Here is a 13,416-nt window from a genome sequence, read left to right on the forward strand (position 1 = left end):
GAAACCAGCCGAACCTCAAGCCAGGGCCGGCAACGGCGGTGGCGTGGCCTCGCGCGGCGTGATCGAGAGGCGATCACGCGCGCTGGCGATGGCCTCGACCAGCCCCCGCACCTGGTCTGCCGTGTGCAGGGCAGAGAGGGTGACGCGCAGGCGTGCCTTGCCCTCTGGAACGGTCGGCGGGCGAATCGCTCCGACCAGCCATCCCGCCTGCTCCAGCGCCTTGGACAGCGCCAGTGCGGTGTGGTCATCGCCGCACAGCAGGGGCTGGATCGGTGTCTCCGATGCCATCAGGTCCAGCCCGTGGCGGCGCGCTTCGCCGCGGAACAGTGCGATCAGGTCGACCAGCTTGGTGCGGCGCCAGTTGTCGCGGCGTGCCAGGCGCACTGCTTCCAGTGCCGCCGCCGCCAGCGCCGGCGGCATCGCGGTGGTGTAGATGTAGGGGCGGGCGGTTTCGGCCAGATGCTCGATCAGGTCTTCGCGGCCCAGCACCACCGCGCCGGCGCTGCCCAGCGCCTTGCCCAGGGTGACCAGTTGCAACGGCACGTCGTCCACGCCCAGACCGGCGGCCGCCACCGTGCCCCGGCCATCGCCGACCACGCCAACGCCATGTGCATCGTCCACATAGAACAGTGCCTGCTGCAGGCGCGCGACCAGTGACAGTGCGCGCAGCGGCGCGACGTCGCCGTCCATGCTGAAGACACCATCGGTGGCCAGCATCGCTGCGCCATCGGCTGCGTGCCTGAGCTGGCGCATGGCCCCTTCCGCATCCAGGTGCGGATAGCGGCGCAGGCGTGCGCCCGCCAGCCGCGTGGCATCGAGCAGACTGGCGTGATTGAGCTTGTCCTGCACGCAGACGTCGTTCTCTTCGCTCAGCAGCGCCTGCTGCACCGCCAGGTTGGCGGAAAAACCGCTGCCGAACAGCAGTGCGCGCGGGTAGCCCAGCCACTCGGCCATTTCGCGTTCCAGAGCATCGTGCATCGCGTGGTGGCCGCAGACCAGGTGCGATGCGCCGGCCCCGGCGCCTTCGCGGGCGGCCGCGTCCTGCAATGCATTGACCACGCTGAACTGCTGGGCCAGGCCCAGATAGTCGTTGCTGCAGAAGCCGGTCAGCCAGCGGCCTTCCACTTCCAGGCAGACGCCATCGCGGCGGGTGACCGTGCGCCGTGGGCGGCGACGACCTTGGGCATCGCGCAGCGCGCGCTGGTCCTGGATGCGGGCGGTGAGGTCGGGGCGGGCCATGGCGGCGGGAGGCGGCGACGGGGCGGCTAGGGTAGCGCGTTGCCGCGACGCCTGCTCGGGCCCCGTCTCAGGCTGCGTGAGCGCAGCCGCAGCCGGGTGCAGCGCTGCCGATATCGGCATGTGCGGTACCGCCGTGGTCGTGGCCCTGGGCGTCCACCTGCACCGCCATCGGCTGCAGGCCCAGCCGCGCGAACAATGCCAGATCGCGCTCGCTTTCCGGGTTGCCGGTGGTCAGCAGCCTGTCGCCATAGAAGATGGAGTTGGCGCCGGCCAGGAAGCACAGCGCCTGCAGTTCGTCGCTCATCGCCTCGCGGCCGGCCGACAGGCGCACCATCGAACGCGGCATGGCAATGCGTGCCACCGCGATCATGCGCACGAACTCGAACGGGTCCAGTTCTGCACTGCCGTGCAGCGGCGTACCGGCCACCTGCACCAGTCTGTTGATCGGCACCGAATCCGGATGGGCCGGCAGCGTGGCCAGGGCCAGCAGCAGGCCCACGCGCTGCGCCCGCGTCTCGCCCATGCCGACGATGCCGCCGCAGCAGGTCTTCAGGCCTGCATCCCGCACGTGTTCCAGCGTGTCCAGGCGGTCCTGGTACTGGCGGGTATGGATGACCGAGTCGTAGTAGTCCGGCGCGGTGTCGAGGTTATGGTTGTAGTAGTCCAGGCCGGCGTCCTTCAGTGCCCGTGCCTGGTCGCCACTGAGCATGCCCAGCGTGGCGCAGGTCTCCAGGCCCAGTGCCTTCACCCCGGCGATCATCGCGGTCACTTTCGGGATGTCGCGATCCTTCGGCGACCGCCAGGCCGCGCCCATGCAGAAGCGCGACGCACCGGCAGCCTTGGCCTGGCGCGCCTTGGCCAGCACCGCTTCGGTGTCCATCAGCTTCTGTGCGTTGACACCGGTGCTGTAGCGCTGGGCCTGCGGACAGTACGCGCAGTCCTCCGGGCAGCCGCCGGTCTTCACCGACAGCAGCGTGGAGACCTGCACCCGGGCGGGGTCGAAGTGCTCGCGATGGACCGCAGCGGCGCGGAACAACAGGTCGGGGAGGGGGAGTTCGAACAGCGCCTGCAGTTCATCGTGTTGCCAGTCGTGGCGGACGGCAGTGGCCATGGCGGGACCCGGGTACGAGTGGAGCGAGGGCGGCAGTGTGGAGGGGGGTGGAAAGGCTGTCAACCCGTGAGTGTTTTTAGTGGTTTACAGTGCATCGGTTGATCAGGCCGACGCGGATGGCCGCGTTTCACCGCTTCCTGCAAGGCTTGCGGCCACAGTGACTACTGCCCAACGGAAGCGCTTGCGCGCAGACTCTGTCCCATGACCGATCTCCATCGTCTTCGCGGACGCATCGCCGCGCTGGTCCTCAGCGAGGCCTGGCGCCGCCGCGCCGCACTCTGGGGCGGTGCCGTGGCCGTGGCGCTGGTGGCCATTCTGTTCGCCAAGGCCAGCGACGCGGCGTTCCATCTGTTCCAGCGCATCACCACCCATTCGCCGTGGTGGGCGCTGCTGCTCACGCCAGGCATCTTCGCGCTGCTGGCATGGCTGACCAGCGGTGTACTGAAGCCTACCCGCGGCAGCGGCATTCCCCAGGTCATCGCTGCGCTGGACAAGCCGGATGCCTCGTTCCGCGCGACGAATCTTTCACCGGCGGTATCGGCCGGCAAGCTGCTGCTGACGTCACTGTCGTTGTTGGGCGGTGCTTCGGTCGGCCGCGAAGGTCCGACCGTGCACGTGGGTGCAAGCCTGATGTACCTGTTCGGTCGTTGGTTTGGTTTCAAGGACCCGCGTGAGCTGTCGCACTTCCTGCTGGCGGGCGGCGCCGCAGGCATCGCGGCAGCCTTCAATACCCCGTTGGCAGGCATCGTGTTCGCAATCGAGGAACTCAGCGGCCGCTTCGAGCACCGGTTCTCGGGCACGCTGCTGACGGCGGTGATCGTCGGTGGTGTGGTATCGCTGGGTCTGCTGGGCAACTACACCTACTTCGGCCATGTTTCGGCGCGGCTTCCGCTGGGCCAGGGCTGGCTGGCGATCCTGCTGTGCGGTGTGGTGGCGGGATTGCTGGGAGGACTGTTCGCGCGCGCCGTACTGGCGAGCGCGGCAGGCCGTCCGCGCTGGCTGGGGCAACTGCGCCAGCGCCATCCCGTGCTGTTGGCCGCCGGCTGCGGCCTGGTGGTGGTGGCGCTGGCGATGCTGTTTGGTGAAGGTGCGTTCGGCACCGGCTACGAACAGGCACGCAGTCTGGTGCAGGGTCACGCGCTGGTGGGTCATGAGTTCGGGCTGATGAAGCTGCTGGCCAACCTGGCCTCCTATGTGGCCGGTATCCCCGGGGGCCTGTTCTCGCCCGCGCTGGCGGTCGGTGCCGGGTTGGGCCACAACCTGGCGGTACTGATGCCCGGCGTGGATCCACGCGCGTTCGTGCTGCTCGGCATGTGTGCGTATCTGACCGGCGTCACCCAGGCGCCGCTGACCTCCGCCGTGATCTCGCTGGAACTGACGGACAGCGGTGACCTGCTGCTGCCGATTCTGGCCACGGTACTGATTGCCCGTGGGGTATCCGGTCTGGTGTGCCGGGTGCCGATCTATCGTGGCCTGGCCGAGCTGCTGATGGTGCCTGGCCCATCGGCCGATGCCACGTCCGTCGATCCCGGTCGAAAGTAGGTGATCCGCGTACGTGCCCGGCAGATGCTGCCAGGGAGAGGCGACCGGCAGCCACCCTGGCAGGCCATGCAGTAGGGGGCATGGTGGGTCATGCCCGTCGGCACACGATGACGGGCATTTCACCGACCCATGTCTGGTCCTTCCGCCGATGGCGTCGCTGCCTGCCATGCGCGAGCCTGCGGCATGCGCATCGTCCACCGCATTGTCGCCGGGGCCCCGTTGCAGCGGCTGCTGCGCCTGCTGATTCCGCTGCGCTGCCTGGTCTGCAACGACCCGGGTCACGACGAGCTGGATCTCTGTGCGGCCTGCTACGCCGGACTGCCGTGGTCGGGTCGCGCCTGCCTGCGCTGCGCGCTGCCGCTGCCGGATGCGGCCCTGACCGTCTGCGGCAGCTGCCGCGAGGAGGCACCACCGCAGCTGGCCACGCACGCGAGCCTGCTGTACCTGCCGCCGGTGGATCAGCTGCTGGTGCGCTACAAGTTCCATCAGGACCTGGCGGCCGGACGCCTGCTCGCGCAGCTGATGCAACGCGCGCCGCCGCCCTGGTCGTGCGCGCCGCTGGTGCCGGTGCCATTGCATGATCGGCGCCTGCGCCTGCGTGGTTACAACCAGGCCGCCGAACTATGCCGGTTGCTGCCGATGCCGGTCTGGCAGGGCCTGTACCGTCGTCGGCATACGGCACCACAATCCGAACGCACGGCCGAACAGCGCAGGGACAACCTGTTCGACGCCTTCGATGCACATGCGCCGGTGCCGCCGCGGCTGACCGTGGTCGATGATGTGATGACCACCGGCAGCACCGTGATGGAAATCGCTGAGACACTGCGCTGCGTGGGTGCCGCAGAGGTGCGCGTGTGGGTCTGCGCACGGGTTCCGTGATCGCCCTCTTCATCGCCAGGGGCTAGGATGAAGCCGATTCCGGATCGAAGGAGTGGTCATGAATTCCCCCTTGTCTCCCCTGTTGTCGGCGGTCGGTCGCAGCTGGTGGATCCTGCTGCTGTATGGCCTGGTCGCACTCGGCTTCGGCATCATCGCGATCGGCTGGCCGCTGTCGGCGGCGACGGCCCTGGCCTGGACGCTGGGCGTGATGGCCATCATCGAAGGTGTCATCAGCCTGTTCGCGCTGATCAGCGGTGGCAGCGGTGCCTCGCGTGGCTGGCTGGCGCTGTATGCCATCGCCTCGCTCGGTTTCGGCATTCTGGCGGTGATCAATCCGCTCGCCACCGCCAGTGTGCTGGTGCTGTTCCTGGCGGCGTGGCTGCTGGTGGCCGGCATCTATCGCATCGTGTACGCAATCCGCGTGCGCAGGCAGATCCAGGGCGAGTGGTTGCTGATACTCAGTGGTGTGCTGGCGGTGGTGCTGGGCCTGCTGTTTGCGGCCAATCCCTACGCGGGCGTGGCCGTGACCACGCTGTGGATCGGCATCGGCAGCCTGCTGTATGGGCTGCTGCAGGTGCTGGTGGCATTCAAGCTGAGGAAGCTGAAGTGAGGCGGGCGGGTTCGTTTCTGCTGGTCGCGGTGCTGGGCCTGGCCGGTTGCATGCCCGGCGCAACAGCGGATGCGGAGGCTGGCAGGGATCATGCGCCGCGTCCGGGCGTGGATGTGCGTCTGAGCGCAGTCGATGCTGCCGGCAATGGCACACCGGTGCAGTGGCAGGGTGAAACACTCGCGCTGCGCGAGCCGCCGATCGCCGGCAGTGCCGACATTGCCGATGTGCGTTACGTGCTGGACCAGAGCCAGCAGCCTGGCCTGCAGATCCGCTATCGCAAGGAGGCACACCAGCGCATCCACGATGGCACGGCCGCACTCGTGGGCCAGCGGGCGGCCCTCAGCGTGGATGGCCGCGTGCTGACGGTGGCGACGGTGGCTGGCCCGTTCGGCGAATCGATGATGTTGAGTGGCCTGCCCAGCGTGGCCGAGGCGCAGGCGTTGGCGAAGCACATCACTGGCGAATGACGGGCGCGCCATGAACCCGCGCTGCGCGCGGAGGTCGACCAAGGCGACCGCTACCGGGCGAACCGGGCCTCGATTTCCTCCAGCGACCTGCCCTTGGTTTCCGGCAGCCAGAACGCAGCCACCAGGAAGAACACGAATGTGCATGCCGCCCAGAACAGGAACATGCTGGCGTAGCCATAGTGGCCCACGGTCGGCAGGAAGATCGCGGCGATGGTGGTGGACACGAACTGGTTGATCAGCAGCGCGATGCTCATGCCATTGGAGCGGATCCGGTTGGGCATCAGCTCGGACAGTGCCAGCCATACGCAGACGCCAGGGCCCACCGCGAAGAAGGCAACGAACACGAGGATGCAGGCGGCCACCGCCCAGCCGTGGGCCGGCGTTGGCACCGGTCCGATCCGCGCCTGCTCGATGCGCAGTGGTGCGTGCGCGGCGCCGGCCGGGTCTGCGAATGGATTCAGGTGCAGGGTGCGGAAGAAGGCGCCGATGACGCTGTCCGGCTGCACGGTGCCGGCACGGTCGATGCGCAGCTCGCGATCGATCAGGTTGTCACTGCGCAGTGCGCGCACGTTGGTGAAGTCGCCATAGGCATAGGAGACGGTCAACTGCATCGGACGGCCTTCGCTGTCGATGCCGTCAGTGAGGCGTTGCCACTGCGCCTCGTCCAGTACCAGATGCAGGCCATCGCCGCTGGCTGCGGCCTGCAGCTGCGGCTGCACATCGGCGCGGCCGCGTTCGGCCTGGAAAAACAGGGTGGCGGCGGCCAGCAGCGCCACGCAGATACCGCCGCTGCCGAGCATCAGCAGGAACTTGCGGCCCTTGCGATCGACCAGCAGCAGCGCGACCACGGTCATCACCGCATTGAGCAGCTTGATCGCCACGTCGGCGCCATTGGCCACCGAACCGGACAGGCCCGCCTGGTTGAGGATGTTCACCGCATAGGCGAGCACCGAGTTGATGCCGGTGGCCTGGGTGCAGGCCAGGACCACGCAGGCCAGCACGAACGGCACCACGTAGCGGCGGCTGAGCAGCGGATCACGCCTGCCGTTCGTGCCACTGGATTCCGGTGCCTGGATGCGCGCGAGCGTGGGCTCGACCTCGGCGGCCGGCAGCACCCGCAGCAGGCTGCGACGGGCGTCGTCCACCCGACCACGGCGGACCAGCCAGCGCGGCGACTCCGACAGCCAGAAAATGCCGGCACAGAACACCAGGCCCGGCGTCAGGCAGCTCCAGAAGATGGTCCGCCACGCATGGTCCTTCACGGCGAACAGTTCCTGCGCCTGCTGTGCCAGCGGCAGCGAGCGCACGGTTTCGGCAGCGGCATCCACGGTCTGGGCGTGGTACAGGCCGATCAGCGCCGCCAGCACGAGTCCGATGGTCAGCAGCAGCTGGAACATCGCTGCACCCCGGCCACGCCGCTCCGGACTGAGCACCTCGGCCAGGTACAGGGGTACCACCACTCCGATCAGGCCGCCGCTGATGCCCTGCAGCAGTCGGCCCAGCAGCAGCGGCGTGTAGCCCGAAGCGAGCGCCATGATGGGAATGGAGGCGGTGAACAGAACGCCAGCCAGCAGCATCGCGCCGCGGCGTCCGATCAGGTCGGCCACCATGCCGGCAAACAGTGAGGACAGCACACTGCCCAGCAGAACGGCTGCAACGACGAATCCCAGCTGCTGGCTGCTGAGCTGCCAGGCCTGGCTGGCGGTCGCTTCCAGATAGGGCAGGGCACCGGCAATGATGCCGATATCGATGCCGTACAGCAGGCCGCCGAGGCCGCCGATGAAGAGCAGATAGCGTACGGGCCAGCGCGGAGCGGTGCTTGCAGTCATCGGCAGTTCCTGTGGTAGCGCCGGGCCCTGCCCGGCGGCGGTTCTTCGCAGATTGCGTTCTGTGGCGCCGCGCCATGCGTGGCTCTACGGCAGGGACGTCGCTCAGTGCAGCTCGACCACCCGGCCACCCACCACCACCTGCTGCAGGCGCAGTCCAGCGTCCAGCACCACCAGATCGGCGCGGGCGTCGGGCGCGATGCGACCGCGATCGCCCAGGCCCAGGTAGTCGGCCGGGAACGTGGAAACGCGATGCGAGGCGTCGGCCAGATCCAGGCCGACACGCACCAGGTTGCGCAGTGCCTGGTCCATGGTCAGCGCGCTGCCGGCCAGCGAACCGGTCGCCAGCCGCACGCAACCGCCACACTTGTGCACGCGCTGTTCGCCCAGCGCGTACTCGCCATCCGGCATGCCGGTGGCGGCCGTAGCGTCGGTCACCGCGTACAGGCGCGGAATCGCGCGCGCGGCCAGGCGGATCACGCCGGGATGGATGTGCTGCAGGTCGGGAATGATCTCGGCGTAACGTGCATGGGCGAGCGCCGCCGCCGCGATGCCCGGGCGGTAGTGATCGACGCCGGTCATGCCGTTGAACAGATGGGTGAAGCCGGATGCACCCACCTGCAGAGCGGCTACACCTTCTTCGTAAGTACCCGCGCTGTGGCCGAGCTGCACACGGATGCCCATCGCCGAAAGCGCAGGAATCAGCGCCGTGTGTTCGCCGATCTCGGGCGCCAGCGTCATCACCCGGATCGGTGCCAGCGCATGCAGCTGCTGCACCAGCGCCAGCGTCGCCTCGATCGTACGGTTGGGCTGTGCGCCCAGGCGCTGAGGGCTGATGAACGGCCCTTCCAGATGCACGCCGGCGATGCATGCGGCCTCGTCGTCCGGTGCTGCCATGGTGGCGGCCACGCCCTGCAGGGCGTACTCGATCTCGTCCAGGCCGGCGGTCATGGTGGTCGCCAGCAGGGTGGTGGTACCAAAGCGCAGGTGGGTGCGGGCGATGGTGCGGGCCACATCGCCGCCCTGCATCAGGTCTACACCGGCAGCGCCGTGCACATGCAGATCGATGAAACCGGGAAGGATCACCTGCAGCTGCGGGTCATCACCGCCGCTGTGGTCGTCCACCTGCAGCTGGCGCACATGCGAGTCGAAGTGGACATGGCCACGTCGCCACCCCAGCGGGGTGAGGATGCGGCCATGCAGGGAACGGGTGTCGGTCATGCGGGCGGCTCGGCGATGATCACTTCGATGCCCAGCCGCTGCAGGCCCTCGCGGGTTGCGTCGTCGATGCCGGCGTCGGTGATGACGGTATGGATCTGATCCAGGCGGGCGATGCGATGCAGGCTGACACGGCCGAACTTGGAGGCGTCGGTCAGCACGACGATGCGCCGCGCGCGCTCGACCATGCGGTGGTTGAGGCGCGCTTCCGCCTCATCGTGGGTGGTCAGGCCGAACTGCAGGTCCAATCCGTCCACGCCCAGGAACAGGGTGTCGAAGCTGTAGGAGTTGAGGCTGGCTTCGGCCTGGCTGCCCTGCAGCGACAACGACTGCTGACGCAGCAGCCCGCCCGTCAGCAGCACATTGATGCCGGCAGCATTGGCCAGTTCCCACGCGATGTTCAGGCCATTGGTCATCACCGTCACATCGCGGCGGCCACGCAGATGGCGGGCCAGCGTCATGGTGGTCGAACCGGAGTCGATGATGATGTTGTCACCGGCCTGCACCAGGTTCGCCGCGCAGGCGCCGATGGACTCCTTCAGGGGCAGATTCAGCGCATCCTTTTCATGGATGTCCTGCTCCTGCGGAGGCGTGCGCACCAGATTGGCGCCACCGTGGGTGCGGTTGGCCAGGCCCTGCGACTCGAAGTGGGTCAGGTCGGCGCGGATCGTCACCGCGGACACGCCGAAGCGCTCGACCAGATCGGCCACCTGCACCGAGCCGTGCTCGATCAGCAGCTGCAGGATCTGTTGCCGGCGGGATCGGGTGTTGCGCATGGCGGAGTCTCGGGTCTGCTGTGAGGGGTAGAGATTAGCCGTTCGCAGCAATGCCGGCAGCGGATCGTGTGTCCTGACCGCGTTTGCCTGCCTGGTTGGCGCTGCAGGCGCGGGCATACTCGCCCAGGCACTGGCCGATGCGGTGCTGCACCAGGGCCGTCGGCGTGTTGGCCAGGCGGCCGTCACGCACGGCGCGGTACTGCTCCGGCAGGTACTGGCTCAGCAGCACCAGCGGTGGCGTGTGCTGCTCCAGGTTGGAGAACAGGGTCTGCACGGCGCGCAGCAGTGCTGGCTCGCCCCAGTAGTAGCGGCAGCGGTCACTGAAGGAATAACTGCGCAACAGGCGCAGTGTCGCCTCGTCACCCTGGTAGTAGGGCTGCCAGTACTTCGGCTGCGCCACCATCACCTCCTCCAGCACCTGTGGCAGGCGCGAGCACTGCGCGGCCGGCAGCAGTTCCTGTTCGATCGCTGCCAACGCGAACAGCGCCTCACGATAGGCGAAGGTGGCGGCGGGGCCGACCTTGAGGATCGCGAAATGATCGCGGACCAGCGCATGCAGTCCGCTTTCGCGCTGGTAGTCGGTGGAGTGCGCCTCGAACACGATGCGCGGCTGCTGCTCGAGGAAGTCGGCCAGCGCGTTGGCGGCGACCGGGTCGTACTCGTGCACGCTGCTGTGATCGAAGTCAACGCCCGGCTGCACCACCATCGCGATCACGCGCTGCCAGGCATCGCGCAGTTCGGGGGTATCGAATGCCTGCTGGTGGATGGCCAGGGTCTGCGCGGCGGCTGCCGGCGTGGTCACCTGCAGGCCACCGGCCAGCGAGGCTTCGCCGCCGGGAACGGGCACTTCGGTGCCGATCACGTACACCGGCGCCGGCAGGCCGAGCCGGGCAGCCGTGCGCTCGGCGATCGTCGCCAGTTCCGACGAACGCGCGGCCACGGTGGCATCAGGCAGCGGCACCGGATCGTCGGCGCAGGACATGCTGCAGTCCAGATGGATCTTGTGGAAGCCGGCGGCCACGTAGGCTTCGATCAGCACGCGCGCGTGGGCCATCGCTTCGGCGGCGGGGCGCTTCTGCCAGGCGTTCGGACCGAGGTGGTCGCCGCCCAGGATCAGCCGCGTGCGCGGAAAGCCTTCCTCATCCGCAAGCGTGCCGACATAGTCGCGGTACTGCGGCGGGGTCATGCCGGTGTAGCCGCCGAACTGGTCGACCTGGTTGGAGGTGGCTTCGACCAGCAGCACCGTGTCGTGTGCCAGTGCCACGTGCATGGCCGCGCGCAGCACCTGTTCGTTGCTGCAGCAGACGCTGTACAGGCCCACATTGTGGCCGGCGCGGTGGGAGGCAAGCAGGGTCTGCAACGGGGACATGGTCATGCTCCGGACAATCAGGAAAACGAGGGTTGGCAGGCAAGCAGCGCGGCACCGCGCGCGCCACCGGCATCGCCGAAGCGCGGGGGCACGATCGGCGGCACCTGCACGCCGTTGAACAGATGGGCAGCGATTGCCGCCGGCAGCTGCTGGTACAGCGGGGTGTACTGCGAGAGGCCGCCGCCGAGCACGATCACATGCGGGTCCAGGGCCAGCACCAGCGCAGCGAGGCTGTGGCCGAGCAGGTCGCGGTGGATGTCCAGCGCGCTGCGTGCACGCGCATCGCCGCCTTCGGCCAGTGCGATCACCGCACTGGCATCGACGGCCGCGCCGCCCAGGTGGCGTTCGATCATCGCCAGGCCGCTGCCGGATACATAGCGCTCCACGCAGCCCTGCAGGCCGCACGCGCAGTCGATCAACGGCAGGCCGTGACGCTGCAGCAGGTGGCCCGGCACGCTCCAGTGGCCCCATTCCCCAGCCAGGCCGTTGAAGCCGGACAGCAGGCGGCCCTGCAGGCAGAAGCCGCCACCGGCGCCGGTGCCGAGGATCGCGCCGAACATGCTGGGGTAGCCGTCGGCTGCGCCGCCATGGGCTTCGGACAAGGCGAAGCACTGCAGGTCGTTGCCGAAATGGAGCGGACGCTGCAGGCGTGCCTGCAGGTCGGCCGCCACACTGTGGCCGGTCAGCGCCGGCACGTTGGCACTCAGCTGGCGGCCCGTGCGGCGGTCACGCACGCCGGGCAGCGCGATGCCGATGGCCGCATCGTTGCGGCCCAGTGCGGCGTCGGCGTCGGCGACCAGCGCCACCACCGACCGCAGAAAGCCATCGTAGTCACCCTGCGGAGTGGCCACCCGGCGGCGCCAGGTGACCTGCATCGCCGCATCGCACGCCACCAGCTCGATCTTGGTGCCGCCGACATCGATGCCGTAGCAGGCATGGGCGATCAACTCAGCCATGGTGGATGGTGACACCCTTGACCACGCGGTTCACCGTGCCGTCGGGGAATGGATTGTCCGGGGTCAGCCCCAGCGCGGCCGAGCGCTGCAGTGCGAACAGCTGGCCGAAGGCCAGCCACACCGGCGCCAGCCAGGGATCATCCAGAACCGGCTCCAGGACGGGCACGGCGAGGGTGTAGTCATCGTCGGCACCGATGTCCGAATGCGGGCCGATGGCCAGCACCTGGCCGGCCACGCCGTCGCGGCGCAGCTCGTCCAGCAGATCCTGTTCGTAGCGGCGTGCAAGCGGCTGCACGCTGCGCAGCACGATCACCAGGGTGCTGCCATCGAGCGTGGATTTCGGGCCGTGGCGGAAACCGAGCGGCGTGTTGGCCAGCGCCAGCACGCGGCCGGCGGTCAGCTCCAGCACCTTCAGCGCGCACTCGCGCGCCAGCGCTTCCAGCGGACCGCTGCCCAGGTAGATGACGCGGTTGAAGGGGCGCTGTGCCAGCGCGGCCACCGGTGCATCCCACTGCGCCTGGCCTTCGCGGGCCAGCGCAGCGAGCTGCGTCAGGCGCGCCCCCCGCGTCTGCCACGGTGAGCGGTCGAACACGGTCAGCGCGGCCAGCAGCATGCAGGTCAGGCTGCTGGTCATCGCAAAGGCGCGGTCGCAGCTGGCCGACGGCATCAACAGGGTGCAGGTATCGGCACGGCCGGCACCGCGCCGGGCCAGTTCGCCATCAGCGTTGCAGGTGATGTCGAGGAAGCGTGCGTCATCCACGTCGCTGCGCACACGGTCCACCGCTGCCACGCTTTCCGGGCTGGAGCCACTGCGGCCGAACGAAACCAGCAGGGTGGGGCGGTCGCGTTGCAGATACAGCGCCGGATGGGTCAGCAGGCTGGTGGTATGCACCACACGGACGTCAGCGGCCCACTGCGCGTTGATCGCATCGGCCACCATCTCGGCGATGAAGCCGGAACTACCGGCGCCAGTGAACAACACGCGCTGATCGGGATTGTCGAGGCGGTCGCCCAGGAAGGCCTGCAGGCGTTCGCGGGCCTGCAGCAGATCCTGTGCAAGCGCGTCCCACAGTGCTGGCTGCTGGGCGATTTCAGTAGCGGTATCGGCTCCGCCCCGGCGCTGCCAGGCGGACACATCGGAAAGCAGGGTGACGTCCATTCGGAGGTTCCAGTTGGGCCATCGCACGATCTGTGTTTTCTTTCGAAATGTCAAATACCGAAAGCAAAAAGAAAGATAAAGAGCGCTTGGAGTTTGTGGTAGACCGCAATCGTCCAAAACGAAAGGAATCGAAAAATGCCGTATCGCACCAAGCTTAACAGGGGGGGCAAGCGATTACACAAAGTACTGCGCCGCATCACCTTTCGTTTCAGTCGAACTTATCTTACTTTTTGCTTTCCATTTGTTGACATCTTTCGAATCCCT

12 protein-coding genes are annotated in these 13,416 nt (G+C 68.0%); 4 read left to right on the forward strand and 8 right to left on the reverse strand.

What is annotated here, in order from left to right; all coding sequences use genetic code 11:
• Window positions 1-15 precede the first annotated feature (15 nt).
• Window positions 16-1,239, reverse strand: coding sequence for an 8-amino-7-oxononanoate synthase (gene bioF / locus N5J29_RS02555; protein WP_164150516.1), 1,224 nt, complete (start codon window positions 1,237-1,239; stop codon window positions 16-18).
• A gap of 67 nt (window positions 1,240-1,306) precedes the next feature.
• Complete coding sequence (gene bioB, locus N5J29_RS02560; protein WP_164150517.1) at window positions 1,307-2,350, reverse strand: biotin synthase BioB; 1,044 nt, start codon at window positions 2,348-2,350, stop codon at window positions 1,307-1,309.
• Window positions 2,351-2,551: 201 nt separating this feature from the next.
• On the opposite strand from bioB, the gene N5J29_RS02565 reads away from it, so the two are divergent.
• From N5J29_RS02565 to N5J29_RS02580, 4 genes are all read left to right on the forward strand, one after another.
• A complete protein-coding gene (locus N5J29_RS02565) occupies window positions 2,552-3,892 on the forward strand; it encodes a chloride channel protein (protein WP_111187216.1) in 1,341 nt (446 codons plus the stop codon).
• Window positions 3,893-4,075: 183 nt separating this feature from the next.
• Window positions 4,076-4,771 (forward strand): ComF family protein, encoded by a 696-nt coding sequence (locus tag N5J29_RS02570; protein WP_111187217.1) that lies wholly within the window; start codon window positions 4,076-4,078, stop codon window positions 4,769-4,771.
• 58 nt (window positions 4,772-4,829) lie between these two features.
• Window positions 4,830-5,381, forward strand: a complete 552-nt coding sequence (locus N5J29_RS02575) for an HdeD family acid-resistance protein (RefSeq protein WP_053518003.1) — start codon at window positions 4,830-4,832, stop codon at window positions 5,379-5,381.
• Window positions 5,378-5,848 carry a hypothetical protein gene (locus tag N5J29_RS02580; RefSeq protein WP_111187218.1) on the forward strand — a complete coding sequence of 157 codons (471 nt, stop codon included), beginning with the start codon at window positions 5,378-5,380 and terminating at the stop codon, window positions 5,846-5,848. Before N5J29_RS02575 ends, N5J29_RS02580 begins: the two co-directional genes overlap by 4 nt.
• A gap of 50 nt (window positions 5,849-5,898) precedes the next feature.
• Here the strand turns inward: N5J29_RS02580 and N5J29_RS02585 are convergent, their stop codons facing one another.
• From N5J29_RS02585 to N5J29_RS02610, 6 genes are all read right to left on the reverse strand, one after another.
• Window positions 5,899-7,677, reverse strand: coding sequence for an MFS transporter (locus N5J29_RS02585; RefSeq protein WP_164150519.1), 1,779 nt, complete (start codon window positions 7,675-7,677; stop codon window positions 5,899-5,901).
• A gap of 102 nt (window positions 7,678-7,779) precedes the next feature.
• Complete coding sequence (locus tag N5J29_RS02590; protein WP_164150521.1) at window positions 7,780-8,895, reverse strand: amidohydrolase family protein; 1,116 nt, start codon at window positions 8,893-8,895, stop codon at window positions 7,780-7,782.
• Window positions 8,892-9,785, reverse strand: coding sequence for a DeoR family transcriptional regulator (locus tag N5J29_RS02595; RefSeq protein ID WP_262917953.1), 894 nt, complete (start codon window positions 9,783-9,785; stop codon window positions 8,892-8,894). The genes N5J29_RS02590 and N5J29_RS02595 overlap by 4 nt, the downstream gene beginning before the upstream one ends.
• Complete coding sequence (locus N5J29_RS02600; protein WP_164150523.1) at window positions 9,703-11,037, reverse strand: D-tagatose-bisphosphate aldolase, class II, non-catalytic subunit; 1,335 nt, start codon at window positions 11,035-11,037, stop codon at window positions 9,703-9,705. Before N5J29_RS02600 ends, N5J29_RS02595 begins: the two co-directional genes overlap by 83 nt.
• A gap of 17 nt (window positions 11,038-11,054) precedes the next feature.
• Window positions 11,055-11,993, reverse strand: coding sequence for an ROK family protein (locus N5J29_RS02605; protein ID WP_164150525.1), 939 nt, complete (start codon window positions 11,991-11,993; stop codon window positions 11,055-11,057).
• Window positions 11,986-13,152, reverse strand: a complete 1,167-nt coding sequence (locus N5J29_RS02610; protein WP_164150527.1) for an SIS domain-containing protein — start codon at window positions 13,150-13,152, stop codon at window positions 11,986-11,988. The genes N5J29_RS02605 and N5J29_RS02610 overlap by 8 nt, the downstream gene beginning before the upstream one ends.
• Between the last annotated feature and the right edge of the window lie 264 nt (window positions 13,153-13,416).

The sequence above is a fragment of the Stenotrophomonas sp. GD03680 genome (assembly GCF_029844625.1).
Classification (GTDB): domain Bacteria; phylum Pseudomonadota; class Gammaproteobacteria; order Xanthomonadales; family Xanthomonadaceae; genus Stenotrophomonas; species Stenotrophomonas maltophilia_P.

What these genes read in the sequence shown, in the direction of transcription:
- N5J29_RS02570 (WP_111187217.1), top strand. Translation starts at nt 4,076, where the DNA reads ATGCGCATCGTCCACCGCATTGTCGCCGGGGCCCCGTTGCAGCGGCTG.
- bioF (WP_164150516.1), bottom strand. Translation starts at nt 1,239, where the DNA reads ATGGCCCGCCCCGACCTCACCGCCCGCATCCAGGACCAGCGCGCGCTG.
- N5J29_RS02590 (WP_164150521.1), bottom strand. Translation starts at nt 8,895, where the DNA reads ATGACCGACACCCGTTCCCTGCATGGCCGCATCCTCACCCCGCTGGGG.
- N5J29_RS02595 (WP_262917953.1), bottom strand. Translation starts at nt 9,785, where the DNA reads ATGCCCGCGCCTGCAGCGCCAACCAGGCAGGCAAACGCGGTCAGGACA.
- N5J29_RS02575 (WP_053518003.1), top strand. Translation starts at nt 4,830, where the DNA reads ATGAATTCCCCCTTGTCTCCCCTGTTGTCGGCGGTCGGTCGCAGCTGG.
- bioB (WP_164150517.1), bottom strand. Translation starts at nt 2,350, where the DNA reads ATGGCCACTGCCGTCCGCCACGACTGGCAACACGATGAACTGCAGGCG.
- N5J29_RS02600 (WP_164150523.1), bottom strand. Translation starts at nt 11,037, where the DNA reads ATGTCCCCGTTGCAGACCCTGCTTGCCTCCCACCGCGCCGGCCACAAT.
- N5J29_RS02585 (WP_164150519.1), bottom strand. Translation starts at nt 7,677, where the DNA reads ATGACTGCAAGCACCGCTCCGCGCTGGCCCGTACGCTATCTGCTCTTC.
- N5J29_RS02610 (WP_164150527.1), bottom strand. Translation starts at nt 13,152, where the DNA reads ATGGACGTCACCCTGCTTTCCGATGTGTCCGCCTGGCAGCGCCGGGGC.
- N5J29_RS02565 (WP_111187216.1), top strand. Translation starts at nt 2,552, where the DNA reads ATGACCGATCTCCATCGTCTTCGCGGACGCATCGCCGCGCTGGTCCTC.
- N5J29_RS02605 (WP_164150525.1), bottom strand. Translation starts at nt 11,993, where the DNA reads ATGGCTGAGTTGATCGCCCATGCCTGCTACGGCATCGATGTCGGCGGC.